Consider the following 24,745-nt stretch of genomic DNA (forward strand, 5'->3'; position numbering starts at 1 on the left):
GCGGTTTCAATTCCGGCGTTCGCGGTCGAGAGCAAGCCGCCAGTGGCGTCAGCCGCAACATAGAAAAGGCCGGCATCCCATCGGGTTCGGCCTGCGAAGAATCGCAAAGGAATGGGCGGAGCCGAGGCCCCGCCCGTACCGGCCGTCCGAGTGCGGCCATCTGGAGGTCGGCAGCCTGCCGGCTGACGGTCTGGCCGGGATTTTCGGCCTGCCGTTCATACGGCTTCCAGCTCTCCCCGACGATGTGTTCATAGGCTGCGACCATGCCCTCGGCGGCCATGCACATCGAGTGGGTCTGGATACCCATGTCGGCGGCGAATTCGCTCGCGCTGGGCGGCGCTGTCGCACCCGAGGGGACTGTCCCGATCCTCGTCGCGCTTGTCGTTGGCCCAACATCATCGACTCTAGCCTGACGTTCGCTTCAATGAGGCTCCGTCAATTTGACGGCGCTCAACCCGATAGCCACCATGCACGATAGCGCCTGGCCCCAGTGCGCTTGCACCACCGACCAGGCCGATTGTCATAGCGAGATCTGTCCACTTAGCACAGTTTCAAATATAAATATTGTGCGCCGCAACAAAATGTTGCACTGCAGGTAATACTGCCACATACTGGCCTCGCTGTGCTGGGGGCGGGCGAGACAACATCGTCAACCGGAAGGGATAAGGAAATGTCCAAGACCGCCGACAAACCCACCGAAACCGCCGAATTTCCGACAGCCGACCCTGGCAAGGCCACCGATCAACTTCGCGTAGTCGCCGAAAAGGGCGTCGAGCAGTCGAAAGAAGCTCTTGCAAGATTCCAGTCGGGCGCTGAAGACGCCCGGAAGGCGCTCGAGTCGACCGCCGAAACCGCGAAGTCCGTTGGTAACAAGCTGTCGCTGAAGATGATCGCCGCATTGCGCGCCAATGCCGAAGCTGATTTCTCGCATGTCGAGGCTCTGGTCCGTGCGAAGTCGCTGCCAGAAGTTTTTGAGTTGCAGACGACCTTCCTGCGCACGCGCATCGAAATGGGTGTGGAGCAGGCCAAGGAATTTCAGGATCTCACTGCCAAGGCGGCGGCCGACGTGTCCAAGCCGGTCACAGACGCCTTCGAGAAGGTGCTGAAAGACCTCAAGGCCGCCTGATTTTGCGGTTTTCGCACGGCTGGCGCGGCCGATAGGAAGACTAGTGTGACGATCTCAGCGTCCGGAATTAGGGATCAGCTCAATTCCGGACGCGGCGACGCCCCTCACCGGTCGGCCACCCTTGCGGTTGTTACTTCTTCCGCCGGGGCTGTGATTGGGCCCACGAGAACCATTTCGCCATCCCGGATAATTTCCAAATCGACAGACGGCTCGCCGGCAGCTTGGGGCACCGAGATGACGAAGCGCTGGCCCGAACGAAGTGTGGAACTGAACCGAATGGGTCATCCTTCCGCCCCGGTTGCCAAGGTCGCGACGACATTGTAGCCGTCTTGCTCGACCGTGTAGTAGACGACCCCGTCGAAGCGGGCGAGAAGATGAATGCTTTGCCCGTTGCCCAGTGCCAACTCCGCGGCGGTCGGATGCCCTGTCATCGAGAGGCAGGCTGCCGCCGGTGCAGCAAAGCGCCAAGGCAAATTTTCTGGCAAGCGAACATGGTGTTCCTCGCAGCTCCGTCCACGTCAATTCGGTCGAAGGGTTCAATTCCCGCGTTCGCCGCACGATCGCCGGCGTCTTTCATCACATCAGCCCGCGGCATGGCTGGCCGATACTGCATGCGGAGATCGCGAACCATTATGGCAGGCCTCACACTTTCTGGAATGCGGGATCAACGGCGCTTATCCAACAGACTATCAGTGACGACCATGAGGAACGATACCATTACGCACGGATAGAGCGCGGAAGCCGAGCTTTTGCAAACGGATGCGATAACAAGGATTTTGGGGCGGCATGCCCGTTTCCATTTAACGCATGCCGCCCCAGCCAATCCCTCGCAAAGCTACCCGAATCTCAGGCGGCTCTGAGGTGCCGTTCAGCGTCGCGTGCGGCGATTTTGGCAAGCGGCGCGAGGATTGCACTTTCGGCCTTCAGCGCGACATCACCCAACGAGATGAGGCCCGTCATCCGTTTCTGCCGGTTGAGCACCGGAAGGTGATGCACCTGGCGCTCCTGCATTTGCCCAAGCGCCTGTTCCAGGGTCTGATCCTCGAAACAGAAGAATATGCCGGGCGACATCACCGCGCGGCATGTCAACTTATCGAGGCTCTCGCCGGCGGCCACGGCGCGGCACGTGATGTCGCGATCCGTGATCATGCCAACGAGCCGATCGTTCTCGCCGATCGGCACGCAACCGATACCTTCATCGCGCATCACACGCGCGACTTCCCGTATCGGTGTATCGGGGGAGTGCCAACGCACTTTCCCCGTCATCGCTTCCTTTACCAGCATGGTCGCCTCCATGTGGCCTGGTCCCATCGGGATCGCGGACGGATGCAGCACAAGAGACAGGACCTGGCATATCATTGCTGCGGGCAATTCCGCCTGCGAAGTCCTGGAAATGACTATGCACCCGAACGATGCGGTCTGGCCAGACTCTATTCGGCCAGTCGGATCTGAAATGATGAGCGGCCGACCAAACGGCCCGGCAATAGCAAGCTCACGCCGGTCGCACGCCTCGCGGGCAGCGATCATTCCACACGAGCAGAAGCTATTGAAAATCCCCCAAGCCTGACAACGTCCTTTGCCAGTGCGCCGTTCAGGGGCAAGCGCCCCTACCAGCGGCGTCGTGGAATGAAACGAGCCTCCGGCCCCGGTCGTCCCAAAGCACGAGCCTGACGCATTTGAGGCTGTCCCAGAGGGTGATACGGCCAATGCAGGCGAGTTGCGGATGGTCGAGCAGCACTTCCGGCAACCGGTAGTAGGGAATCCGGCTGGACAGATGATGCACGTGATGGATGCCGATATTGCCGGTGAGCCACCGCAGCACCGGCGGAAGATCGTAGTGCGAGGCGCCATGCAGCGCCGCTTGGGGAAAACGCCAATCCTCGCCCCCCGACCAATGCGTCTCCTCGAATTGGTGCTGTACATAGAAGAGCCAAACGCCAGCCGCACCTGCCAGCAGCGCGACCGGCAGATGGATTAGGAGAAAGGCAGCCAAACCAACGGTCCATATCATCAAGGCAGCAAGTGCGACGATCGCAATATTCGTCACCATGGTCGAAATCCAAGGCAGGGCACCCGAGTTCATCATCCCGAACGGCAGGCGCTGCTTGAATAGAAAAAGCCAAGCTGGCCCGATCCCGAACATCACAACCGGGTGCCGGTACAGCCGGTAACCGACGCGCCTTATCGGCGAAAGGGCCCGGTATTCGGCAATCGTCAGCGTAGTGATGTCACCGACCCCGCGTTCGTCGAGATTGCCTGCGGACGCATGATGGGCGGCGTGTGCACGCCTCCAATAATCATATGGGGTCAGAGTCAGGACCCCAAGCAGGCGGCCGGTCCAGTCATCGAGTCCGCGGCGGGCGAAGAACGAGCCGTGGCCGCAATCGTGCTGGATCATGAACAGCCTAAGCAGGAAGCCGCTGGCAGGAAGGATCGCGATGAGCCCAGGCCAGAAGCTGTTGGTCAGCGAAAGACAAGCAGCGGTCCAGAAGATGGCGAAAGGGATAAGAGTGATGAACAGTTCGAAGGCGCTACGCCCTAGACGCGGCTGTCGGTATTGCGCCAGCTTCTTCAACAACGCTCCGGCATTGTCTCCAACAGGTGAAGCGGGTGGATAGATATGTGCGCTCATTATAACCAGTTCGTTTTTCGCCACCCTGCGATCATCTGCTAGGGCAATGGCCGCGCCCGTGGGATCGGGCGCAGGTGTTGAAGTATTAGGCCTGACGGGCCTTGCGGGCCGCCTCGTCGGCCACGATGCGCGAGACTCGATTGCCAATTTCTGTCTGACGGGCTTCGGCTTCCGCCCTTTCCTCAGCCTTGGCAGCCGCAGCTTCCGCCAAAACCCGCTCATTGTCGGCGACCTTCAGTGCTTCGCGCTCGCGCGATGGCATCGCAGCGCATTCCCGGCAGGGAGTCGGTCAATGCCCCATGCCACCGCCGGGGGGTGGCGCAGCATCCTTGGCCGGAACGTCGGCAATCATGGCCTCGGCCGTGATCAACAGGGCGGCGATCGAACCGGCGTCCTGGAGTGCGGTCCGCACCACCTTTGCCGGGTCGACGATGCCAGCCTTGATCATATCGACATAAATCTCGTTCTGGGCGTCGAAGCCCTGATTGGAGTCCTTGCCCTCGGAGAGCTTGCCGACGACGATCGAACCTTCGACGCCTGCATTTTCTGCGATCTGGCGGACCGGCGCCTCCAGCGCGCTCAGCACGATCGAGATACCCGCCGTCACATCGGCATTGGCGCCATTCAAGCCGGCAAGCGCCGACCTGGCGCGCAGCAGCGCCACGCCACCACCTGCGACGATGCCTTCTTCCACGGCGGCGCGCGTGGCATTCAGCGCATCGTCGATGCGGTCCTTCTTTTCCTTGACTTCGGATTCGGTGGCGCCGCCGACGCGAATGACCGCAACTCCGCCGGCGAGCTTCGCCAGTCGCTCCTGCAGCTTTTCCTTGTCGTAATCGGAAGTGGTTTCCTCGATCTGACTTTTGATCTGCTGTATGCGCGCCTGAATGGTCGCCTTGGTGCCGGCGCCGTCCACGATCGTGGTCGTGTCCTTCTCGATTAGCACGCGCTTGGCGCAGCCGAGCATGTCAATGGAAATGCTCTCCAGTTTGATGCCGAGATCCTCGGAAATCGTCTGGCCGGCGGTGAGCACCGCGATATCTTCCAGCATCGCCTTGCGGCGATCGCCGAAGCCCGGCGCCTTGACGGCCACGACCTTGAGGCCGCCGCGCAGCTTGTTGACCACAAGCGTCGCCAGCGCCTCGCCCTCGACATCCTCTGCGATGATCAGCAGCGGCTTGCCGCTCTGCACGACGGCTTCCAGGATCGGCAGCAATGCCTGCAGGTTGCCGAGCTTCTTTTCATGGATGAGGACGTAGGAGTCCTCCAGCTCGGCGCGCATCTTCTCGGCATTGGTGACGAAATAGGGCGAGAGATATCCACGATCGAACTGCATGCCCTCGACGACGTCGAGTTCGGTCTCGGCGGTCCTGGCTTCCTCGACGGTGATTACCCCGTCATTGCCGACCTTGTCCATCGCCTTGGCGATCATGTCGCCGACGGTGGCATCGCCATTGGCGGCGATGGTGCCGACCTGCGCGATCTCGGCGGAGGATTTCACCTTCTTGGACCTCGCCTGGATTTCCTTGACAACGGCGGTAACGGCCTGGTCGATGCCACGCTTCAGGTCCATCGGGTTCATGCCGGCGGCAACCAGCTTGGCGCCTTCGCGCAGAATCGAGGCGGCCAGAACCGTGGCGGTGGTTGTGCCGTCACCGGCAAGGTCGTTGGTCTTCGAGGCCACTTCGCGCACCATCTGCGCGCCCATGTTCTCGAACTTGTCGGCGAGCTCGATTTCCTTGGCGACGGCGACGCCGTCCTTGGTGATGCGTGGCGCGCCATAGGCCTTGTCGATGACGACATTGCGGCCCTTGGGGCCTAGCGTCACCTTGACGGCGTTGTTGAGAAGCTCGACGCCGCGCAGCATCCGGTCGCGAGCATCGGTGGAGAATTTGATTTCCTTGGCGGACATGATTTTCTCCAGTTCGTTCGAAGGAAGTGATGTCAGGCGGCGTTCTTGACGGCCGCGCTCTCGTCGATGATCTCCATGATGTCGGCTTCTTTCATGATCAGCAAGTTCTCCCCGTCGATCCTGACCTCGGTGCCCGACCATTTGCCGAACAGGATCAAGTCGCCCGCCTCGACCTCGAGCCGACCAGCGCGCCGTTTTCGTCGCGCGCGGCTGGGCCGACGGCGATCACTGCGCCTTGTTGCGGCTTTTCCTTGGCATTGTCGGGAATGATGATGCCGCCTTTGGATTTGGTGTCGCTTTCCGTACACCTGATAACGACGCGGTCGTGGAGTGGCCGGAATTTCATGAAGGGCTCTTTTTGGGGCCGGCGTGAAGGCGACCACGCCCTCATATAGACGCGTTGGCACTCGATAGATAGGAGTGCCAAACTTAATCATCGAGCGGCCCAAAATAGTTCTGCCAGCTGCAAAATCGCTAGCACTGGTTGTAAACCAAAAACGCCGCGCCGCTAAAAACCTGCCAAAGTAGTGCTAAGCACCCTGATCAAATCATCGATCGCCCAGACCGATCCACATGCGAGATCGGTCAAGGGCAAGAACGACAGGCTGGTAATGCGGACTTACTCCGCCGCTTCGGCGTAGCGCGCGGGCACGTAGTTGAGGATTGGCCCAAGCCAGCGCTCGACCTCGGCCAGGGGCATGGCCTTGCGCCGCGCATAGTCCTCGACCTGATCGCGCTCGACCTTAGCGACGCCAAAATAATAGCTTTCGGGCTGCGAAAGGTAGAGCCCCGACACCGAGGAGCCCGGCCACATGGCAAAGCTTTCGGTCAGGCTCACGCCGGCATTGCGCTCGCCGTCGAGCAGGCGAAACAGCGTCGCCTTTTCGGTGTGGTCGGGCTGCGCTGGATAGCCGGGCGCGGGGCGGATGCCGCGATAGGCCTCGCCGATCAGATCGTCCGGGGCTAGGTCCTCATCGGGCGCGTAACCCCAGAACTCCTTGCGCACCTTCTCGTGCATGCGCTCGGCGAAGGCTTCGGCGAAACGGTCGGCCAGCGCCTTGACCATGATCGACGAATAGTCGTCATTCGCCCGCTCGAAGCGCTCGGCGATCACCACTTCCTCGATGCCCGCGGTGACTATGAAGCCGCCCACATAGTCGGCCTTGCCGCTGTCCGCAGGCGCGACGAAATCCGACAGTGCGACATTGGCCTTGCGGTCGCGCTTGGCCAGCTGCTGGCGCAGCGTGAAGAATGTCGCCAGTTCGTGCGAGCGGGCCTCATCCGTGAACAGTCTGATATCGTCGCCGGCGGTATTGGCTGGCCAGAAGCCGATCACGCCCTTGGGCGCGAACCATTTTTCCGCGATGATCTTCGCCAGCATAGCCTGGGCATCTTCAAACAATTGCCGTGCCGCCGGTCCTTGCGCCTCGTCCTCGAGTATCTTGGGGTACCGCCCCTTCAACTCCCAGGTCTGGAAGAACGGCGTCCAGTCGATATAGCGCGAAAGTTCGGCCAGCTCCCAGCCTTCGAAGACCTTCAGGCCAAGGAAGGACGGCTTTGGCGGCTCGTAGTCCGCCCAGTCGATCTTGTGGGCATTGGCCCGCGCGCTGGCGAGCGGCAGCCGCTGCTTGTCGGCTTCGCTGCGCGCATGCGCGTCTGCAACCTTCTTGTACTCCGCACGAACGTTCTCGACATAGCCGGCCTTGGCCTCATTCGACAGCAGTGCCGACACCACGCCGACGGCGCGGCTGGCGTCGGCGACATACACCGTCTGGCCTTTCGCATAGCGCGGATGGATCTTGACCGCCGTATGCACGCGGCTGGTCGTCGCGCCGCCGATTAGCAGCGGAATGTCGAAGCCTTCACGTTCCATCTCGGCCGCCATATGCGCCATCTCGTCGAGCGAGGGCGTGATCAGGCCGGATAGGCCGATGACGTCGACCTTTAGCTCACGCGCCGTCTGCAGGATCTTCGCCGCAGGCACCATGACGCCAAGATCGATGATCTCATAATTGTTGCAGGCGAGGACCACGCCGACGATGTTCTTGCCGATGTCGTGGACATCGCCCTTTACCGTCGCCATCAGGATCTTGCCGGCGGTCTGGCGCTCGCCATTGTCGATCCCGCTGGCGGCGTTCGCCAGCTTCTCGGCCTCCATGTGGGGCAGCAGGCCGGCCACCGCCTGCTTCATCACACGGGCCGACTTCACCACTTGCGGCAGGAACATCTTGCCGGCGCCGAACAGGTCGCCGACGACGTTCATGCCCGCCATCAGCGGGCCTTCGATGACATGCAGCGGCCGCTCGGCGACGCGCCGCGCCTCGTCCGTGTCCGCGTCGATGAATTCGGTGATGCCATTGACCAGCGCGTGCGAAATGCGCTGCTCGACCGGCCAGTCGCGCCAGGCGAGAACGCATTCCTGCGCCTCCTTGCCCGCCGTGCCCTTGAAGCGTTCGGCGAGTTCCAGCATGCGCTCGGTCGCCGTGCCGCCGCCCTTCGGCTCGCGGTTGTTGACGACATCCTCGCAGGCTTCGCGCAGTTCCGGGTCGATGGTGTCGTAGACGGCAAGCTGCCCGGCATTGACGATGCCCATGTCCATGCCCGCCTGGATGGCGTGGTAGAGGAACACGGCATGCATGGCCTCGCGCACCGGTTCGTTGCCGCGGAACGAAAAGGAGAGGTTCGACACGCCGCCCGAAATATGGACATGAGGAAGCGTCGCGGTGATCTCGCGCGCGGCGTCGATGAAGTCGACACCGTAATTGTTGTGTTCGTCGATGCCGGTGGCGATGGCGAACACGTTCGGATCGAAGACGATATCCTCGGGCGGGAAGTCGGCCTGCTCGGTCAACAGCTTGTAGGCGCGGGTGCAGATCTCGACCTTGCGCGCCCTGGTGTCGGCCTGGCCGTCCTCGTCGAAGGCCATGACGACCAGCGCAGCGCCATAGGCGCGCACCAGCCTGGCATGATGCAGGAACGCTTCCTCGCCTTCCTTCATGGAGATGGAGTTGACCAGCGGCTTGCCCTGGACGCATTTCAGGCCGGCCTCGATGATCTCCCACTTGGAACTGTCGATCATCACGGGAACGCGGGCAATGTCCGGCTCGGCCGCGATCAAGTTGAGATATTCGACCATCGCCTTCTTCGAATCGATCAGGCCCTCGTCCATGTTGATGTCGATGATCTGGGCGCCGTTGGCGACCTGGTCGCGCGCGACATCGAGCGCGGCGACATAGTCGCCCGCCGTGATCAGCTTCCTGAACCTGGCCGAGCCCGTGACATTGGTGCGCTCTCCGACATTGACGAACGGAATCTCGTCGGTCAGCGTGAACGGCTCGAGACCCGACAGGCGCATCTTCGGCTCGATCTTCGGGATGGCGCGCGGCGGATATTTCTTCACTGCCGCCGCGATGGCGCGGATATGGTCCGGCGTCGAGCCGCAGCAACCGCCGACGACATTGACCAATCCGTCGCGTGCAAAACCCTCGATCTGCTCAGCCATGAATTCCGGGCTCTCGTCATACCGGCCGAATTCATTGGGCAGGCCGGCATTCGGATAGGCGCAGACAAAGGTGCCGGCGACGCCCGAAAGCTCATCCAGATGCGCGCGCATGGCGCTGGCGCCGAGCGCGCAATTGAGGCCGATCGTGAACGGGCTGGCGTGACGGACCGAATGCCAGAAAGCCGTCGGCGTCTGACCGGAGAGCGTGCGGCCGGACAGGTCGGTGATCGTACCGGAGATCATGACCGGCAGATGCACGCCCTTTTCGACAAAGATCTCGTTGCAGGCGAAGATCGCCGCCTTGGCGTTCAGCGTGTCGAAGATGGTCTCGATCAGGATGATGTCGGCGCCGCCGTCGATGAGCCCGCGCAGCTGCTCGCCATAGGCATTGCGCAACTTGTCGAACGTCACGGCGCGGTAACCGGAATTGTTGACATCCGGCGACATCGAGGCGGTGCGGTTGGTCGGCCCGAGAGCGCCGGCGACAAACCGCCGCTTGCCGTCTTCCTGTTGTGCCCGCATCAAAGCGCGGCGGACAAGCCGAGCGCCGTCGCGATTGAGGTCGTAGACCGTATTCTCCATCCCGTAATCGGCCTGCACTATGGACGTTGATGAGAAGGTGTTGGTCTCGATGATGTCCGCGCCGGCAATAGCGTACTGATAATGAATGTCCTCGATCGCCTTGGGCTGGCTCAGGATCAAAAGATCGTTGTTGCCCTTTTGGTGACAGGCGCAACCGACGAACCTGTCGCCGCGGAAATGGTCCTCGTCGAAACCGAGACCCTGGATCTGGGTGCCCATGGCACCGTCGAGGATCAGGATGCGTTCGCACGCAGTAGCTTGAAGCGTAGCCAGGACTTCCGACCCGTCTCGCTTCTCGCCGGGCGGACCAAACAGATCGTCCAGTGAGGACGGACTTTCCGACATTCTTTGTCCTCGTAACGAATGCTCATCTAGTAGACACATAAAGACATCTTTATGTCAACATGCCTTACGTCTCGAGGCAAGCAGTCCGTTACCTGTCGCAGGCACTATCGACCATGATACGCCACAAGTGATGGAAATCACCGGACTTTCAATGGCGGCGCATGCCTAGCTGGTCACGGATCGGGACGAAGCGGAAAGGGTTCTGAAGATGTTGCCGGAGAAGTATCCGCCGCAAGCCGCGATGCCCGGCCCAATGCCGAACCCGGAGCAGGTCCGCATTTTCCGCGTAGTGCCAACAGTGATCTCTGTGCTCGATTACTCGAATGGTTTCGGCCACTCTGAACTGGTCACCTGAGTTCTATTACGTTGGCGAGTGGGTAAATTGCCGCTTGCCTGCCATGCAAACCTTGGCGGCAGGGCGCTATCATTCGTTGCTGGCGCCTCCTTCCGCGTGATGCCCAGTGTTTCCAGGCGCTCTGTCAAATAAGGCGCAGCCGGTGCTCAGCAAGGAATACTTGAAGGCGGGCAATTTACGCGGGCAACCTCCGCATGCGGGCCATTCCGCCCGCTCCGGTGCCAACCGTGGGGCTCGCACTCAAAGTATGATGGTCGCCGCAGACCAGATCCGTGCAGGCGCCGCTGGCGCGGCCGGCGCAGTGATCCTCGCGGTTTTCGGTCTCGTTGGCCGAGAGCTTTCACGGGTGGCACAGTTCGGAGCGATCTAAGGGCAGATGCGAGGCGCCGTGATCCCTTGATGCACTCCGTATCGCTCCTGCGGTGACATGGGACACTGAGGCTACTCCGCCCGGAGCCAAGATGGGCCCGTCTGCAAGGAAATCAGACATGAGCCGTCATTGGAATTCCGAGATTCCCAAGGTGCATCGTATCGGCTGGTTCCGCGCGGCCGTGTTCAATGGGGCTCCCGCGCGGGCGGATGTTGCGTCACTGTCGCAGGCCGTCGGATCACGGGATCACGCCCGCGCTGGCTAAGAACACGCGGATCGCTTTGCGAACCTGCTGCGCGTGTCCGACCAAGAGATGTCCGCCAGTGTCGTAGACGACCAGCTTGGCACCGGGGATCTTTGCCGCTGCAAGTTCGGCTGCCGGCAGCGTGTTAAACAGGTCGTCGCGCGCGGAGATGATCATTGTCGGTGCAGTGATTTCTTTCAACGGCAGCTCACGCAGGTCGGGGACGCTGTCGATCTTGATTCCGGGGAAACGCAGCGACAGCGGCTCGACGCTCCTGACAAAGCTCATGACGCGTTCCCTCTCGGCCTGCGGCGCGGCCGCTAGCAGCGCCGGCCGAACGCCGAGAAAGCGAATGAGTATCGACGGTGCGATAGTCTCAGTAGCCCACCAAGCGAAATCGCCGCCGGCATTGACGGCCCGGAACGCGAACCTGTTGGTGAGGCTCGCATTGATCGAGACGGGGCTGGTGGGCGAATAAAGGGCTGGGACGATCAGAATGAGAGCGGCAACCTTGTCAGGGTGCCGCAGTGCCAGCTCGACCGCCGAACGGGCGCCGGCCGAAACGCCGACGACGACCGCTTTGGGGACGTTCAGTCTGGAAAGCAGCGCCGCGTGCGCGTCGCCCTGCGCGGCTGGAGAGGGGTCTCGCGGAACGGGCGTGCGCAGATAGCCGAAGCGCGACGGCGCGATGACCCGAAAGCCTCCACCCACAAGATCGGCAGCAATGGCGAGGCCCAGGTCAAAACCGCCGCCGGCGCCGTGGATCGACAACAGCGGAATGCCCGTACCGCTGTCGGCATATTCGATCGGGCCGACGTCGAGGTTGGCGACCAGACTGCCTCGGCCGACGGCGTCGCGCAGCCGACTAAGTTCGTTCCTGTAAAGCAAGAAAGTCAAACCGGACGTGGTCACGAAAGTGCTAAGTAAGACCAGCAGGAAAGCAACAATTCGACTCATTGCAAAAACTTCCTTGCCTAGCTGTAGGAGGCCCTAGACCACCATCGTCACGAAGTCGCCACCCAGTGGGGTGATCTCCTCGTCTGGAGCAGGCTTTCTCACAAAAGAATCTCGATGCTCAAGGAGCCAGCGTTCAGTATCGCCTGATTTACTCGTTTCCTAATCGGGAGAGGAATTATCAACCGAGGCATTGGCTTCTCAGGATTTCGGGCCTCCCAAATCGGCTTTAGTGCGGTAGCCTACGGTCGAGGCCATCCAGATCGAAGAGTTGTACGAGGCGCTTCAGGAGGATTGGGAAGCCAAGCGCATGGCGGCGGCACACGGGCAAGGGACGCGGCGGGTTTTGGACAACGCCTCAAGAAGGTCCTCCGCCCGGTCGGCAGATTCACGCTCGGCCTGCAATGCCGCCGAATAGCCAAAAAAGCCCGGCCACTTGAGCAGTCGGGCCCCGAACGTTTCGCTTGCGGAATGATCAGCCTGTAACTCGCCGACTGTAATTGATCCTGTGGCCTACTCAGGAAGCGCTGTTCGGCCGTGGCGGCGGCACCTAATCGTGGCAGCCCTCAGACACAATCCAGAAACACACCAGAAAAACTCTAGAAATCGTTAAAGCATACAATTGACTGGAGGGTCAGTTCATCGGCTGCTGCACTGTGGCAGCACTTGCTCGGGTTTGCGACAAGCGATGCAAAGGATCTCGATCAGCTTGATGGGTGCGTTGCTCGGCATTTTGCTCGTCACGGCCGCGGTTGGAGTATCCGACGCAAAGGTGGCGATCACCCGGGCTGAGCGCTGCAGCAATCTCAGCCGCCAGCTTGATGAAGCCCTCGAAACCCATGCCGCGGCAACGCAGGTCACCGCGGCGAAGGCACTTCAAAGAAAGGGAAACCGGTACTGCGCCAAGAAGAAGGAGGCGCAGGGAATCCGGATGCTCGCGAACGCTTTGAAGTTGCTTGGCGTGACACCGATCGATCCGATTCAGTGACACTCAAAAAACCGACCCGCAAAAAAGGAAATGAAACAATGAAAAAGTCCCTCATCTCCGCCCTCGGTCTTGCTTTTGCGCTCGCTGTCTCGATGCCGATTCTCAGCATCAGCACTGCCGACGCTGCCACAAAGCCGGCGGCCCCGGCGGCGACCACGACCACCACCGCGCCGGCCTCAGATGCTATGACGAAGAAAAAGCCAGTTAAAAAGCACGTCGTGAAGGCCTGCAAGGTGACGAAGAAGCACAAGTGCCCAGTGAAGCACAAGAAGCACACCGCGAAGAAGGCCGCTCCCAAGAAGGCCTACTAAACTCTGCTACGTTATAAGAGGCCGTCCTACATCCAGCATTTACGTGGACGGCCTTTTTTCTTGCACTCCCGCGGATGAGATCGACCGCCTCTTGCTGTTCCCGCTCCCGCTCGAGCCGAAACACCTCTGGCAACGGCTGCCAGCCGGCCGGCTTCAGCCTCATGCATCACTTCTCCGGCCGGAAGCCCCAGTAATCGATCGCGACGAGATCGGAACTGTCGAACCAGCATGTGACATTGAGCTTGGCGAAGTGGAGGCACCTTGCCGCCCACCAGACCTTGCCGATGTCGGCCTCGCCGGAGCCTTCTTCCATGGCGTCCAGCCGCGGCCAGGACGTTCAATCAGATCATGGTCTTGCATCGGATATTCCTGACCTCTAACCAGTCGCCAAGAGCCTGTTGTGAATGCCAGGGTCGTCCGACGACATGGAAGGCCTGTCTTTTAGATGAACTCCACGATCAAGGCCGCACTGATCATTGCAGCAGCGATTGTGATCGCGACCGCCATGTTCATCTATTTCGGCCCGTACCAATCGTGCGTCCGGAAACTCCGTATCTCAAATCCCAATCCCGCATCTCTCATGTGACGATCCTCCTCCAACCAAATCCGGAAGACCTATGAATGTTTCATCAAATGTCAGGGCAGGTCTACCTCCCCAACAAGCGCTAACGAGCCGGAGTGGGGTGGGCGGAACGATTTTCCATGTTTGAGCTTTCTGGTGCATGGCCCCGATGCCACCAATCGAATCGCCCCTGCTTCCAGAGGGTAGCCCCGACCGCGCCATCAACTGCGAGGTTGCCCTTGGGACCGCGTTTGAAGCTTTGGTGAAGGCCTCTCTCGTCAAAGGCTGGTCGGCGCAGGAAGTCTCCGAGACGCTGCTCAAACTAGCAACAGATCATGCAGAGACGATTATGGGGCGCGAAAGAGTGGCCGCGCGATTGTACCGTTGGCGCGTTAGCAGCTTGTTGGATATGTACGTTAGCCAATTTCTCGACAGATTTAGGTGAACAGCCCGGCCCGTCTACCGGTAGACCTCCGCCGCATTTGGGAGCATTCTACCCAGCGGGGAAAGGGCTTGGACAGGTCTCGTCACCTACAATCTGTCTGACCAATGGCGGAAACGCAGCGGTGCTAGACGCTCGCGCGCTCTACGTTGGGCGAGTGTGCCGAGACGGCTGATCTTTGTGACCGTCGTCGCGGTCGGTGCGTTGGCCGCCCAAATTGCCAGGAGCACAGCGACAGCTTGCCAGAACTCAACTTGTCGAACCTGATCGGCTCGAAGCCGGAATCGAACGCCGGCGTCGCATCCGTAATCTGAGCGCGACATGGAGGCCAATTCATCAGAGAATCAAAGGCCAGTACAGGTATCATAGTCCTGGGGCCGGGGTTCAAGTCCTTCTCCCCGCCACCACCTCAAACCACTTTCCAACCTAGTGGGTTCGGCGATGTGCCCCTGCGGACCATCTGCAGCCCGGGTCGATATCGCCGCATGATTGATCATGTCGTCTCCTGCGTTGCTGCGCGATAAGTTCCATAGCCGACCTTGATGAGCAGGCCCTCATCGCACATCCGGGCCAGATAGCAACGGGGAACACCGACGTTCGTGAGGTCGCGCGTTCGCACTACCTCCCATTCTTGGGAGCGCGACTGCCCGTTGCCACGGATATCGCAGCGAGCGTCCGCAATGAAGCGGTCAATATCGTTGGCAAAAAGAGCGTCCGAATAGGGCTGTCGGCGGCTCCGTCGTGGAAACAAAAAAGAAGAGAAGCAGAACTTTCGTGTGCCATTTTTTTGCACACGGTCTCCCGCAACTATCTGATATTACTTATCTATCCGCCCCACCCATCATTGCGCGCCAGTCTCCCAGGATACCGGCAGGGCTCGGCTAGACAGGCACCGTATGCTCCATTGCCACCTCGGCTTCCAGGATTTCGACATCCCGGAAGACGGAGGCGACAGCTAGCGTGCGCCCATTTCCATTGAATCGCAGCAGGCAATACCGTGCTGCAATGTCGCCCTCGACGACGATCTCTTCCCATCGCTCGGCATGGCCGACGTAGTTGATCGGCACGTCGTAATGTTGGCTCCAGAAGAACGGCACAGCGACGAACTTCTCACGATGTCCGAGCATGTTGAGCGCGGCAGTCTGCCCTTGTCTCTCGGCAACCACCCAATGCTCGACCCGGATGTTCTCGCCGCTGTGGGGATCGGGCCATCGCGCGATGTCGCCAGCCGCAAAGATCCATGGCGCGCTCGTTTCCAGGAAGGCGTTTACGGCGACGCCACGGTCGACAACCAGCCCTGCTGCTTCGGCCAGCCCGGTGCGCGGTCGCACGCCAATGCCCACTACGATGAAATCGGCCGCTAAGGTATCGCCGCTGCTGAGTTTCACCTTCCCCCCATCAATGCTGCCGACGGTTTCCTCCAGATGGAACACGACGCCATGCGCCTCATGCAGGGCGCGGATGAATTCACCCATCTGCGGGCCTAGGACACGCTCCATGGGCCGCTTTTCCGTCGCCACGACGTGGGTGTCGATATCGCGCGAACGGAGAGCCGCGGCAACCTCGAGCCCGATGAAACTGGCGCCAACCACGACCGCGCGGCGCGCGGTGGCGGCGCGTGCAATGATCGCCTTGCAGTCCGCGAACGAGCGCAGCGTGTGGACATGCGGCTGGTCGGCACCGGGGACGGCCAGACGGACAGGTTCGGCCCCGGTCGCAAGTAGAAGCCTGTCATAGGGAATCCTTCCTCCATCGGCGAGGACAACCTGCCTCGATCGGGCGTCGACGTGCACGGCCTCCGTCTTGAGACGCAGATCGATGTTGTTCTTGGAATAGAATTTCTCGCTGCGCAGCGGGATCCAGTCCTCTGGAGCTTTTCCGGCAAGGTAGTCCTTGGACAGGTTCGGCCTGTCGACAGGTGGCGATTGGTCGTCGCTGATCATGACGATGCTGCCTTGGAACTGTTCGCGCCGCAACATTTCGGCCGCTGCGAACCCCGCCGCGCCGCCGCCTACGATGACGATTTTTTCAGGGACCTGGCCGGAGCCTCCGGAGCGCGGTTTTGGAGTCGCCCTTTTGAGTTTCTCGCTAACGAATATCCGGCCATCTCGCTGCTCGACGGCCCAGGAGGCGAGAGGATTGAAGGCAGGAGCGCGCAGGGCTTCGCCCGTTCGCAGATCGAAGCACGCGTGATGCCATGGACAGCGCACAGTATCATCCGTCACTAGGCCATCAACGAGCGGGCCGCCGTAATGCGTGCATGTCGCGCTGACCGCGAATAGCTCGGTTCCGCGGCACACCAGAAGCACCTGTTCGTCCCCGCATCGGCCGACCAGTTTGCTGCCATCGGGAACGTCGGCAAGTGCGATGCCCTGACTAAGATCCGGTCCGGTAGGCTTGCCTTGGTCTTGGGCCATTGCCTTCTCCCTTGGCGTTCTGGATCAGAAGCGCACATCCGGGTCGAGAAGCGGGTATTCCTTTGGATAGCCTTGGAATTCAGTTTCTCGCCATTCTGGGGATCCTGCAACCGAATTTAACCGACAGCCGCCTGCAAATATCATGACAGGAACACCGGGGCAGCGTGGCTCAAGGGCGATGCCGGCGCTGCCGATGACGCAACCCAGCCCATCGAGTTCGTCGAGGCGCGCTTCCACAAACGGCTCGGTCAGACAAAAGCGAACCCTGCTCGCCCCCAAACTACGGTCGGGCCACTTGGCAAGCGGGGAAATCGACCAATGAAGACGCCGGAGGGTCGCGCCTACTCCACTCGTTTGCGTTCACATTCCGACTGCAGCAGGTCGACGCGCCCTTCGAACATCGCCTCGCCGACAGAGCGCTGGGTGCTCGGCAACATCGGCAATGTACTGGAAGCATCGCTCCATTCGAACCAGAAATGCTTGCAGGCTCAATAGCCCTCGTTGGATTTCGGCGTTGGCCGCGCGGCGGGTGCACTGGGGGTTTGTCCAGCGCCTCGAACAACTTGCCCAGTTTGCTCGCAATGGGAGTGCCGATACCGGTGCACGGGTCAGGGCCGACGCGGGCGCGGAAATAGCCGTTGTCGCCCTGGGTGATGTCGTTGAAGCATGTGTGGTTGAGCCAGAGCTGCGGCGTCACGAGCCCGAGCTTGCGCCCGAAGGCGGCAAACAGGCCGGCATAGAGCGGTGCCACGGCGCTGGTGCCGCCGATCGCTTCTTGTCGGCCGTGGACCAAGACATTGTATCCCGTATATGGGTCCGCATTGGCCGAGACGTCAGGTACCATGCGGCCCGGTCCGTGCGGCGCCCCCGCCTGCCATGCCGGCATGGGGCGGAACAGCTCTGAGAAGCCACCGCCCGTCCCCGAGCCATTCGGATTACCGGGATCGTCGTTCCAGACGGTCTCTTCGGCATTGGCGTCGTGAGGCTTCATGGTGCCGCCGCAGCCAACCACGAACGGGCAGGAGGACGGCAGATCGACATTGGCCGGGTCCGCGCCGCCGTCAGAGGAATCATTGTCGCCCGAAGCCGCGAAGACGATCATGCCGTCGCAGAAAGCCGGGCTCACTAAACCACCGATGATCGGCGAGCCTACTCGCTCGACCTGCGCGGCGTCCGCTCGGGGTGGGCACGGTCATGCAATTGAGCTACGGTGCGCAAGCAGTTTCGACAGGTGCTTCCAGCGGCCGACTTCGCTGCTTGGGTGCACGCGTTTCTTGTGAATGGCGCTCGTTGCCATGACCACGCCAATCGTTCTGCCTTGGCCGTTGCAAAGCTTCTTGGAGGCGGTAGCGCAGGCAGTGCTGGAGCCTCCCGACCGACCTCAGATCGATTTCTCGCGACCTATCGGCGAGGCCGGACTGGTAGCGTCGGACTCCGTGTCGTGGCGCGTGTTCAAAAACCCGCTTTCGCTGTTCATAGGGGGCGTCACCGCCGTGATCTTGGAGCTTGCAGAACCGCGCGTGCGCACTGGCGTATGGGAGCATACGTCGTTCCGTCAGAATCCAATTCGGCGACTGCACAGCACGGGGCTCGCTGCCATGGTGACGATCTACGGTTCCCATACCACTGCCGAGGCCATGATCGCACGCGTTCGGCGGATACACGACCGGGTCGCAGGCGTGACATCGTCAGGCGAAAGATATTGCGCCAATGACCCCGATCTTCTGAACTGGGTTCAGGCAACGGCGGCATACGGCTTTGTCCAAGCTTATCACGTCTATGTGCAGCAGCTCTCTGCATTGGAGCGCGACCGCTGTTATGCCGAGGGCGCTCCCGCCGCACGCCTTTTCGGCGTCCCCGGCGCACCGGGATCCGAAGCCGAGCTTGAAGCGCTGTTCCATGCGACAGCCGGACGGCTGGAGCGCTCAGCCATTGTGCTCGAATTCCTCGCGATCATGCGTTCAGCTCCTATCCTGCCGCTGCCGTTGAGGCCGGCACAGCACCTGCTGGTAGCCGCCGCCGTTGATCTGGTGCCTTATCGGGTGCAGGCGCTGTTGGGGCTCACCGGGCACGGTTTGCGCACTTGGGAAGTCGCGGCAGTCCGGCAGGCAGGGGTTCCCGGGAAATAAACTGGCCCGGGTGAAGAGAGTCGAGGGTGCTCTTGCGCGGCGCCCTCGATTTGATTTCGGTTCCTGTTCACTCCTCCATATTTCGAGGAAACCGGTACGTGGCCAATCGCGGGTCGAGAATTGTTTTGCCCGCCGGGGTGAAGCCCTCGGGGATCTGGACGCCTGCGCAGAGATTCGCCTTGTTGGCCAGCCGCATCTGGGCGTGGCTCTTCCTTGCCCTCATGGTGCTCTTCTTCGTCGTCACGGTGCCGCTGGCCAGCGGTGGTGCGGTCCATTTCCTCACCATCCGGAATTCCCAGAACATTCTGGTCGCGATCGTTCCTGTGCTGCTGCTTGCGCTGGGCCAGACCTTCGTCATCATAGGCGCCGGCATCGATCTGTCGGTCGGATGGGTCATGAGCCTCGCCTCGGTCCTGTCGGCACTCGCTCTGCGTTGGGCGTTCGATGGCGGGGTGCCGCTTTTTCCTTCGGTGCTGGTCGGGCTGATTGCGGGCGTGGGCGGCGCGGCGGCGGTCGGCTTCATCAACGGCGTCATCATCGCCAAGCTGAAGGTCCCGGCGTTCATCGTGACGCTCGGCACCTCGTTCATCGTGCGGGGCGTCGCCTACCTCATGTCCGAGAATACGACGGTGATCGGATTGCCGACGGGAATTCGCGCTTATGGCAATGACGCGCTTCTATACTACATCTGGGGTGAAGGCGGCGGCTTCTATTTCCTCCAACGGCCGGATGTGAGCGGCGATCTGCTGCGCCGGATGGACACGATCCTGCCCTATCCCGTCATCGTGACCGCTTGCGTCGTCGCCTGCGCCGTCTTCCTCCTCCGCAAAACTCAATTCGGCCGACATACCTATGCCATCGGCGGCAGCATGCAAGCGGCCCTGCGTACCGGCATACCGGTCGATCGTCACATCATAAAGCTCTACATCCTTTCCGCCTCGACTGCGGGGATAGCCGGCTTCCTGTCGACGCTTCGGTTCACTGCCGGATCTGCGGTCATCGGCGATCCCCTTCTTCTGTCCTCCATCGCGGCGGTGATCATCGGCGGTGTGAGCCTGTTCGGCGGCGCCGGAACTGTGATCGGGACAGTGATCGGGGCCCTCATCATTGCGGTCCTGACGACGGGGTTGGTGATGCTCAACGTGGAGGCCTTCTTTCAGTTCATCGTGGTCGGAACGGTCGTGATTATCGCTGTGCTGATCGACCAGTCTCGCGACCTGATTGCCGGTCGTCACCGGCGGAGTGCCGAGACATGACTGAGCCGCTTCTCTCGCTCAGAAACATCACAAAGCGCTTCGGCGGCCTGGTTGCGGTGAACAATGTGAGCTGCGAAATCAATCGTGGCGAAGTCGTCGGCCTTCTCGGCGACAATGGGGCCGGAAAGTCGACACTGATCAAATGCATATCCGGCGTCTACCACGCCGACGAAGGCGAGATGTTTTTTCAAGGCAAGCACGCGCACTTTGCGCATCCGATCGACGCTCGCCGCCATGGCGTCGAGACCATCTATCAGGACCTCGCGCTCGCCAATAATCTCGATGTGGGCGCCAATATCTTTCTGGGGCGCGAGGTGAAAAAGCGCCATTTCGGCGGGCTGATCAAGACGCTCGACGACCAGCAGATGCCGCGCGAATCGCGCCGGACGCTCGAGTCCCTCCAGATCCACTTTCCGACCCTCACGGAACCGATCGAGAACCTGTCCGGCGGCCAGCGCCAGGCGGTCGCCATCGCGCGGGCGGTCTATTGGGATGCCAAGCTGATGATCATGGACGAGCCGACCAACAATCTCGGCGTCCCCGAGCAGCAGAAGGTGCTCGAGCTCATCCGCCGGCTGCGCGAGCATGGCGTGCCAGTGATCCTGATCACGCACACTCTGCCCGATGCGTTCGCAGTCACCGATCGCCTTATTGTTATGCATCGCGGGCGCAAGGTGGCCGAGAAGGCAACCGCCGAAACGAACACAGAAGAACTCGTACAATATATGGTCGGCGCCCGCGACGATACGAGCGAGGACGTCCGGAACCCGCAGAGGGAAATCGCCTTGCCGCAATGAGTTTGCGGTTCGGAAGCAATCTCCAGAAGAGCATGCCGATTAATCGCGCCACCGCCACTCTGCGCACCTCATGGCCACGTCGCCGATTTCCCGCCATAGCTTCTACTAGCGCGATCGAACCGCTGGAGACATTGCCATGCTCTGGGGTTTGGCCAAGATCTGATCATGCCGCCTCCCGATCTGCGGCGCGGTAGACGCCATAACCGACTTTGATGAGCAGGCCCTCGTTGCACATTCGGGTTAGATGGCAGCAGGCCAGCCGGACGTGATGGGTTCTCACTGCAACAGACTCTATCGTCAGGTATAGTCCCTAAGCGATCGCCGACGGAGGAACGAGCAAATGTCCGTGGATGCGGCACCGAGAAAAGTGGACGCCGAATATGCGATTGAATACCTCCAGGAACATCCGGAGGCCGGGCTTTGCTGCGAGGATCGGCGCTGGTGGATTACGCCGAACGCCAACGAGACCGATCAGCAGGTCCTGCTTCTTGATGTGGTCGAGGCCGAGCGGCTCAAAGATGATCCTCGCCTTCGACCGTTGTCCGGGACCGCTCATGCGGGCCGGTCACTCTGGGTCGTTCGGAGAATGACTTAACTGTGTGCCATCCGCTAACACCCTGAGCGCCAGATGGTGCGTGGTGCCGAAGAAAATAGCGGCTGGACCGTTCGAAGAGAAAGGCGATCGGTACGCACTCAACGTACTCGTCGAGGCTCCACCGGTTCTGTGCCGGCGCGCCTCCTCATTGTTTCCAGAAAATTCAGTCCGCGGTAACATGAGACAGAGGGACATGCACCAACCTCAGAAAGGGGAGGTCCGCCATGAAAGTCAAAGACGCAATGCACAAGGGTGTCGACTGGGTGAGCCCCGAAACCACCGTCACCGAACTGGCGAAATTGATGCGAGCCGAGGACATCGGTTCGATTCCCATCGGAGAGAACGACCGGCTGATCGGAATGGTGACCGACCGCGACATTGTCTGCAAAGGACTGGCGGAGGATGGTTTCGACAGCCGCACAGCGACGGCGCGCGATGTCATGACGACCGGCATTCACTGCTGCCGCGAAGACGACGATCTGGCCGAGGCCATGCGGCACATGGAGGAACTGAAAATCCGCAGGTTGCCGGTGATCAACAAGAGTATGCGGATGGTCGGCATCCTCAGCGTCGGCGACGTCGGTCAGTCGGCGCCGAGGGAACTTGTGTCCGAATATGTCAAGAGCGTTTCCGCCCACCACCACTGAAGGGCGGCTCGTCCGGCGGATAGTCGATATCCGTCGGGCTTCGCCCATGCTCTCGATCGAAGACCTTAACCGGCCACAGCGCGCCGGCAGTCCGGACCTCGTGGCCAATTACCCGGCTTGTAGAGACGCAAAACGCAAAAAACCGCCCCGATTGTTCAGATCGGGACGGTTATTGAGTTATGATGAAAGTGGTTGCGGGGACAGGATTTGAACCTGCTGGTCTCGCTTGCAAGGTCCCTTCAACAGACGAACTCAGTTGCAGCGCTGTATTGGCGGTAGCGCTCTCCCGCTACCAATCTACCTTTAAGCTATTGAAATCATAACAAAAACGCGGATTTATGGTAAAGCCCTGTCCGAGAAATCCTCAATGATTTCAAGGCCGAGCCTGCTACCTTACGGTGCCAACGAACGTCGCAAATGCGCCTGAAGCGATCGTCGCCGAGCAGATGTTGTGATGTCGCCTTTGGGGCCAAAAGCAGACTGTCCGCTTTTGTGTCCAGTAGCGGAGATAGCTGACCTTCAAGAGGATCTCGCGGCCTGTTGAGTATCTTGGCTTCCTAAAGCCTGAGAGCGGTCCTGAAGGTGAAGAACTCGTCATCAGTGATCTGAACCACGTGCTGTGGCTCGGGATAGGCGCCGGTCTGGACGTCGGCGATGAATTCGCGATAGGCGGCGATGCGCTCGTGCTGCAGCCGCTCATACTCGGCAGCGAAGTTGCGGTAGGTCTTTGCATGGCGCGGCTTGTGGCCTGATGTGTGGCCGAGCACATCCTCGCTGAACAAATACTGCGCGTCGGCATGCGGCCCGGCGCCCATGCCCAGCATGATCATCGGCGTACTCCCAGTGATCAGTTCGGCGACGCGGTCAGGCACTACTTCCAGTTCGGCGCCGAAGCAGCCGATAGCTTCCAGCCGCTTGACGTGGTCCCACACCGCACGCGCGCTGTCGGCCGTCCTGCCGACGGCCTTGAAGCCGCCGGTCCAGGTGCATTGCGAAGGGATCAGGCCGACATGGGCGACGACCGGAACGGCGTTGTCGCAGAGCGCCTTTTGGATATCGAGCGAGGCGGCGCAGTAGAAGCAGTCGCCGCCGATGCGCATGAAGTGGTAGGCGGTTTTCAGATAGTCCTCCGCCGTGACCAGATTGCCGGCGGGGCCATAGGGAAGCCCGACCTGCACGAAGCAGCGGCCAGCCGCCTCGCGCATCTCGGGCGAGAAGAATCGGCCCTCGATCGAAAGCATGTCGACGCCGGCCGCATCCGCCGCCGCCGCCTCGTCGAGCGAGGTAACGTACAGCATGGAAATCTTTTGTCCGCGGCTTTTCATGGCGCGGATATCGGCGACGGTTGGGCGAGTGCTCTTGGCGACCATTTTCGTTCCTTAGACGGTGAAAGCTTCGCGGAAGGCCAGCAGTGCTGCCTCGGGGTCGCCGGAGGCGAACGCCTCCATGCCCACCGGCCCGCGATAGCCCATGTCCTTCAACGCCCGGGCGATACCCCGGTAATTGATCTCGCCGGTGCCGGGCTCCATGCGTCCGGGCACATCGGCCACCTGGACCTCGCCGATCCATGGCAGGCAGGCGCGGCACAGTTCGATCAGGTTCCCTTCGCCGATCTGCGCGTGATAGAGATCGAGATTGAGACGCAGGCCGGGCCTGTTGACGCTCGAGACCAGTGCAAGCGTATCCTCGGCGCGCCCAAACGGCACGCCGGGATGGTCGACCGGCAGGTTCAGATTCTCCAGAGTGAAGGTGACGCCTTCCGTCTCGGCAAGGTCGGCAATGCGGTTCAGCGTGTCGCGCGCCTTGAGCCACATCGCGCCGGTGACGATCTCGCACGGCGTGACCGGCATACCGCCATCGCCCAGCCCGGTGCCGTGCAGATTGAGCCGCGCGACGCCGAGGCGCTTGCCGACTGCCGCGGTCTCTTTCGCCGTCTTCAGCAGTTCGGCAGCACCTTCGTCATCGGCCAGCCGGCCGCGCAAATAACCGTTCATGATCGAGAAGGTCGCGCCCGATCTTTCCAGCATTGCGAGATCGTGCTCGGGCCAGTTCCAGAGGCCGACCTGAAAACCCATTTCGGTGAGGCGCTTGACACGCCATTCCATCGGCTTGTCGCGCCAGAGCATTTCGACGCAAGCCGCAAGCGCAAAGGTATCGGACATGTCAGACCTCGATGTACACGCGGCCGTCCTCGACCTTCGTGGCGTAGGTTTTCAGGTTCACGCAGACCGGTGCGCGCAGCGCTTCACCGGTGCGGTAATCGAACACGCCGTTGTGCTTCGGGCATTCGATCCTGTGTTCCATAACCAGCCCATCGCTCAGATGCACCTTCTCATGCGTGCACAGCCCATCGGTGCAGAAGAATGCATCGTCGGGGCTGCGGTAGATGGCGAATGTCCGGGCCTCGTGGTCGAAGCGGATGACGTCCTCTTCATCGATGTCATCGGTCGCGCACGCATCAATCCATTTTGCCATTGTCACTCTGCCGTCTGTTCTTTGGTTGGTCGAAAATGCGGCCGGCAGAATTCCGCCGGCCGCACAGGAAGATGCCCGGGAGGAAGGATGGGCATCTTCACTGG

The 24,745-nt window shown here is 61.0% G+C and carries 22 protein-coding genes and 4 pseudogenes; 9 read left to right on the forward strand and 17 right to left on the reverse strand.

Going from position 1 to position 24,745, the window contains the following annotated elements; translation table 11 throughout:
- Positions 1 to 145 precede the first annotated feature (145 nt).
- Positions 146 to 389, reverse strand: a pseudogene (locus tag RFM68_RS15660) (hypothetical protein); the annotation flags it as partial.
- Positions 390 to 670: 281 nt separating this feature from the next.
- On the opposite strand from RFM68_RS15660, the gene RFM68_RS15665 reads away from it, so the two are divergent.
- Positions 671 to 1,126, forward strand: a complete 456-nt coding sequence (locus RFM68_RS15665) for a phasin (protein WP_320233875.1) — start codon at positions 671 to 673, stop codon at positions 1,124 to 1,126.
- A 281-nt stretch (positions 1,127 to 1,407) separates the two neighbouring features.
- Here RFM68_RS15665 and RFM68_RS15670 read toward each other — a convergent pair whose 3' ends face one another.
- Complete coding sequence (locus tag RFM68_RS15670) at positions 1,408 to 1,557, reverse strand: hypothetical protein (RefSeq protein ID WP_320233950.1); 150 nt, start codon at positions 1,555 to 1,557, stop codon at positions 1,408 to 1,410.
- Positions 1,558 to 1,628: 71 nt separating this feature from the next.
- On the opposite strand from RFM68_RS15670, the pseudogene RFM68_RS33630 reads away from it, so the two are divergent.
- A pseudogene (locus tag RFM68_RS33630) lies at positions 1,629 to 1,721 on the forward strand (transposase); the annotation flags it as partial.
- Positions 1,722 to 1,972: 251 nt separating this feature from the next.
- Here RFM68_RS33630 and RFM68_RS15680 read toward each other — a convergent pair.
- The 7 genes and pseudogenes from RFM68_RS15680 to RFM68_RS15710 form a co-directional block, all read right to left on the reverse strand.
- Positions 1,973 to 2,410 (reverse strand): CBS domain-containing protein, encoded by a 438-nt coding sequence (locus RFM68_RS15680; RefSeq protein WP_320233945.1) that lies wholly within the window; start codon positions 2,408 to 2,410, stop codon positions 1,973 to 1,975.
- A gap of 307 nt (positions 2,411 to 2,717) precedes the next feature.
- Positions 2,718 to 3,758: a fatty acid desaturase gene (locus tag RFM68_RS15685; RefSeq protein WP_320233876.1), complete on the reverse strand. Its 1,041-nt coding sequence runs from the start codon at positions 3,756 to 3,758 to the stop codon at positions 2,718 to 2,720.
- Positions 3,759 to 3,843: 85 nt separating this feature from the next.
- Positions 3,844 to 4,008, reverse strand: a pseudogene (locus RFM68_RS15690) (DUF6481 family protein); the annotation flags it as partial.
- Positions 4,009 to 4,047: 39 nt separating this feature from the next.
- Positions 4,048 to 5,670 carry a chaperonin GroEL gene (groL, locus tag RFM68_RS15695; RefSeq protein ID WP_320233877.1) on the reverse strand — a complete coding sequence of 541 codons (1,623 nt, stop codon included), beginning with the start codon at positions 5,668 to 5,670 and terminating at the stop codon, positions 4,048 to 4,050.
- Positions 5,671 to 5,702: 32 nt separating this feature from the next.
- A pseudogene (locus RFM68_RS15700) lies at positions 5,703 to 6,016 on the reverse strand (co-chaperone GroES).
- A gap of 273 nt (positions 6,017 to 6,289) precedes the next feature.
- The gene (metH, locus tag RFM68_RS15705) at positions 6,290 to 10,099 is read right to left on the reverse strand and encodes a methionine synthase (protein ID WP_320233878.1); all 3,810 of its coding nucleotides are present in this window, start codon (positions 10,097 to 10,099) and stop codon (positions 6,290 to 6,292) included.
- A gap of 963 nt (positions 10,100 to 11,062) precedes the next feature.
- Entirely contained in the window at positions 11,063 to 12,025 is a 963-nt protein-coding gene (locus RFM68_RS15710) for an alpha/beta fold hydrolase (protein WP_320233879.1), read from the reverse strand.
- Positions 12,026 to 12,710: 685 nt separating this feature from the next.
- On the opposite strand from RFM68_RS15710, the gene RFM68_RS15715 reads away from it, so the two are divergent.
- Together RFM68_RS15715 and RFM68_RS15720 are read left to right on the forward strand one after the other, a co-directional pair.
- Positions 12,711 to 13,010: a hypothetical protein gene (locus RFM68_RS15715; RefSeq protein WP_320233880.1), complete on the forward strand. Its 300-nt coding sequence runs from the start codon at positions 12,711 to 12,713 to the stop codon at positions 13,008 to 13,010.
- A gap of 38 nt (positions 13,011 to 13,048) precedes the next feature.
- Positions 13,049 to 13,321, forward strand: a complete 273-nt coding sequence (locus RFM68_RS15720) for a hypothetical protein (RefSeq protein WP_320233881.1) — start codon at positions 13,049 to 13,051, stop codon at positions 13,319 to 13,321.
- A 166-nt stretch (positions 13,322 to 13,487) separates the two neighbouring features.
- Here RFM68_RS15720 and RFM68_RS15725 read toward each other — a convergent pair whose 3' ends face one another.
- The 5 genes from RFM68_RS15725 to RFM68_RS15745 all read right to left on the reverse strand — a co-directional run bounded on the left by RFM68_RS15725 (position 13,488) and on the right by RFM68_RS15745 (position 17,844).
- Positions 13,488 to 13,634, reverse strand: coding sequence for a hypothetical protein (locus RFM68_RS15725; protein WP_320233882.1), 147 nt, complete (start codon positions 13,632 to 13,634; stop codon positions 13,488 to 13,490).
- 1,184 nt (positions 13,635 to 14,818) lie between these two features.
- Positions 14,819 to 15,118, reverse strand: a complete 300-nt coding sequence (locus RFM68_RS15730) for a type IV toxin-antitoxin system AbiEi family antitoxin domain-containing protein (RefSeq protein ID WP_320233883.1) — start codon at positions 15,116 to 15,118, stop codon at positions 14,819 to 14,821.
- Positions 15,119 to 15,206: 88 nt separating this feature from the next.
- Positions 15,207 to 16,742, reverse strand: a complete 1,536-nt coding sequence (locus RFM68_RS15735) for an FAD-dependent oxidoreductase (protein WP_320233884.1) — start codon at positions 16,740 to 16,742, stop codon at positions 15,207 to 15,209.
- A gap of 24 nt (positions 16,743 to 16,766) precedes the next feature.
- On the reverse strand, positions 16,767 to 16,979 hold the full coding sequence (locus RFM68_RS15740) for a hypothetical protein (protein WP_320233885.1): 213 nt from the start codon (positions 16,977 to 16,979) through the stop codon (positions 16,767 to 16,769).
- Positions 16,980 to 17,022: 43 nt separating this feature from the next.
- Positions 17,023 to 17,844, reverse strand: coding sequence for a S8/S53 family peptidase (locus RFM68_RS15745; protein ID WP_320233886.1), 822 nt, complete (start codon positions 17,842 to 17,844; stop codon positions 17,023 to 17,025).
- A gap of 193 nt (positions 17,845 to 18,037) precedes the next feature.
- Between RFM68_RS15745 and RFM68_RS15750 the strand changes: the two genes are divergently transcribed.
- The 5 genes from RFM68_RS15750 to RFM68_RS15770 all read left to right on the forward strand — a co-directional run bounded on the left by RFM68_RS15750 (position 18,038) and on the right by RFM68_RS15770 (position 22,166).
- Positions 18,038 to 18,871 (forward strand): oxygenase MpaB family protein, encoded by an 834-nt coding sequence (locus RFM68_RS15750; RefSeq protein WP_320233887.1) that lies wholly within the window; start codon positions 18,038 to 18,040, stop codon positions 18,869 to 18,871.
- Between the two features lie 98 nt (positions 18,872 to 18,969).
- On the forward strand, positions 18,970 to 20,127 hold the full coding sequence (locus tag RFM68_RS15755; protein WP_320233888.1) for an ABC transporter permease: 1,158 nt from the start codon (positions 18,970 to 18,972) through the stop codon (positions 20,125 to 20,127).
- On the forward strand, positions 20,124 to 20,924 hold the full coding sequence (locus tag RFM68_RS15760; protein WP_320233889.1) for an ATP-binding cassette domain-containing protein: 801 nt from the start codon (positions 20,124 to 20,126) through the stop codon (positions 20,922 to 20,924). The genes RFM68_RS15755 and RFM68_RS15760 overlap by 4 nt, the downstream gene beginning before the upstream one ends.
- Before the next feature lie 340 nt (positions 20,925 to 21,264).
- Positions 21,265 to 21,519, forward strand: coding sequence for a hypothetical protein (locus tag RFM68_RS15765; protein ID WP_320233890.1), 255 nt, complete (start codon positions 21,265 to 21,267; stop codon positions 21,517 to 21,519).
- Positions 21,520 to 21,743: 224 nt separating this feature from the next.
- Positions 21,744 to 22,166, forward strand: coding sequence for a CBS domain-containing protein (locus RFM68_RS15770; RefSeq protein WP_320233891.1), 423 nt, complete (start codon positions 21,744 to 21,746; stop codon positions 22,164 to 22,166).
- Positions 22,167 to 22,723: 557 nt separating this feature from the next.
- Here RFM68_RS15770 and RFM68_RS15775 read toward each other — a convergent pair.
- The 3 genes from RFM68_RS15775 to RFM68_RS15785 are packed head-to-tail and all read right to left on the reverse strand — an operon-like array spanning position 22,724 to position 24,641.
- On the reverse strand, positions 22,724 to 23,536 hold the full coding sequence (locus RFM68_RS15775) for a 3-methyl-2-oxobutanoate hydroxymethyltransferase (RefSeq protein ID WP_320233892.1): 813 nt from the start codon (positions 23,534 to 23,536) through the stop codon (positions 22,724 to 22,726).
- Between the two features lie 9 nt (positions 23,537 to 23,545).
- Positions 23,546 to 24,328 carry a TIM barrel protein gene (locus tag RFM68_RS15780; RefSeq protein WP_320233893.1) on the reverse strand — a complete coding sequence of 261 codons (783 nt, stop codon included), beginning with the start codon at positions 24,326 to 24,328 and terminating at the stop codon, positions 23,546 to 23,548.
- Between the two features lies 1 nt (position 24,329).
- Positions 24,330 to 24,641, reverse strand: a complete 312-nt coding sequence (locus RFM68_RS15785) for a MocE family 2Fe-2S type ferredoxin (protein WP_320233946.1) — start codon at positions 24,639 to 24,641, stop codon at positions 24,330 to 24,332.
- Between the last annotated feature and the right edge of the window lie 104 nt (positions 24,642 to 24,745).

The organism is Mesorhizobium montanum (genome assembly GCF_033977145.1).
GTDB classification, from domain to species: Bacteria; Pseudomonadota; Alphaproteobacteria; order Rhizobiales; family Rhizobiaceae; genus Mesorhizobium; species Mesorhizobium montanum.

Coding starts and splice junctions, on each gene's coding strand:
- RFM68_RS15775 (WP_320233892.1), bottom strand. CDS start 23,536: ATGGTCGCCAAGAGCACTCGCCCAACCGTCGCCGATATCCGCGCCATG.
- RFM68_RS15735 (WP_320233884.1), bottom strand. CDS start 16,742: ATGGCCCAAGACCAAGGCAAGCCTACCGGACCGGATCTTAGTCAGGGC.
- groL (WP_320233877.1), bottom strand. CDS start 5,670: ATGTCCGCCAAGGAAATCAAATTCTCCACCGATGCTCGCGACCGGATG.
- RFM68_RS15715 (WP_320233880.1), top strand. CDS start 12,711: ATGCAAAGGATCTCGATCAGCTTGATGGGTGCGTTGCTCGGCATTTTG.
- RFM68_RS15745 (WP_320233886.1), bottom strand. CDS start 17,844: ATGATCGTCTTCGCGGCTTCGGGCGACAATGATTCCTCTGACGGCGGC.
- RFM68_RS15765 (WP_320233890.1), top strand. CDS start 21,265: ATGTCCGTGGATGCGGCACCGAGAAAAGTGGACGCCGAATATGCGATT.
- RFM68_RS15760 (WP_320233889.1), top strand. CDS start 20,124: ATGACTGAGCCGCTTCTCTCGCTCAGAAACATCACAAAGCGCTTCGGC.
- RFM68_RS15670 (WP_320233950.1), bottom strand. CDS start 1,557: ATGACAGGGCATCCGACCGCCGCGGAGTTGGCACTGGGCAACGGGCAA.
- RFM68_RS15680 (WP_320233945.1), bottom strand. CDS start 2,410: ATGCTGGTAAAGGAAGCGATGACGGGGAAAGTGCGTTGGCACTCCCCC.
- RFM68_RS15720 (WP_320233881.1), top strand. CDS start 13,049: ATGAAAAAGTCCCTCATCTCCGCCCTCGGTCTTGCTTTTGCGCTCGCT.
- RFM68_RS15665 (WP_320233875.1), top strand. CDS start 671: ATGTCCAAGACCGCCGACAAACCCACCGAAACCGCCGAATTTCCGACA.
- RFM68_RS15785 (WP_320233946.1), bottom strand. CDS start 24,641: ATGGCAAAATGGATTGATGCGTGCGCGACCGATGACATCGATGAAGAG.
- RFM68_RS15750 (WP_320233887.1), top strand. CDS start 18,038: ATGACCACGCCAATCGTTCTGCCTTGGCCGTTGCAAAGCTTCTTGGAG.
- RFM68_RS15770 (WP_320233891.1), top strand. CDS start 21,744: ATGAAAGTCAAAGACGCAATGCACAAGGGTGTCGACTGGGTGAGCCCC.
- metH (WP_320233878.1), bottom strand. CDS start 10,099: ATGTCGGAAAGTCCGTCCTCACTGGACGATCTGTTTGGTCCGCCCGGC.
- RFM68_RS15780 (WP_320233893.1), bottom strand. CDS start 24,328: ATGTCCGATACCTTTGCGCTTGCGGCTTGCGTCGAAATGCTCTGGCGC.
- RFM68_RS15710 (WP_320233879.1), bottom strand. CDS start 12,025: ATGAGTCGAATTGTTGCTTTCCTGCTGGTCTTACTTAGCACTTTCGTG.
- RFM68_RS15685 (WP_320233876.1), bottom strand. CDS start 3,758: ATGAGCGCACATATCTATCCACCCGCTTCACCTGTTGGAGACAATGCC.
- RFM68_RS15725 (WP_320233882.1), bottom strand. CDS start 13,634: ATGGAAGAAGGCTCCGGCGAGGCCGACATCGGCAAGGTCTGGTGGGCG.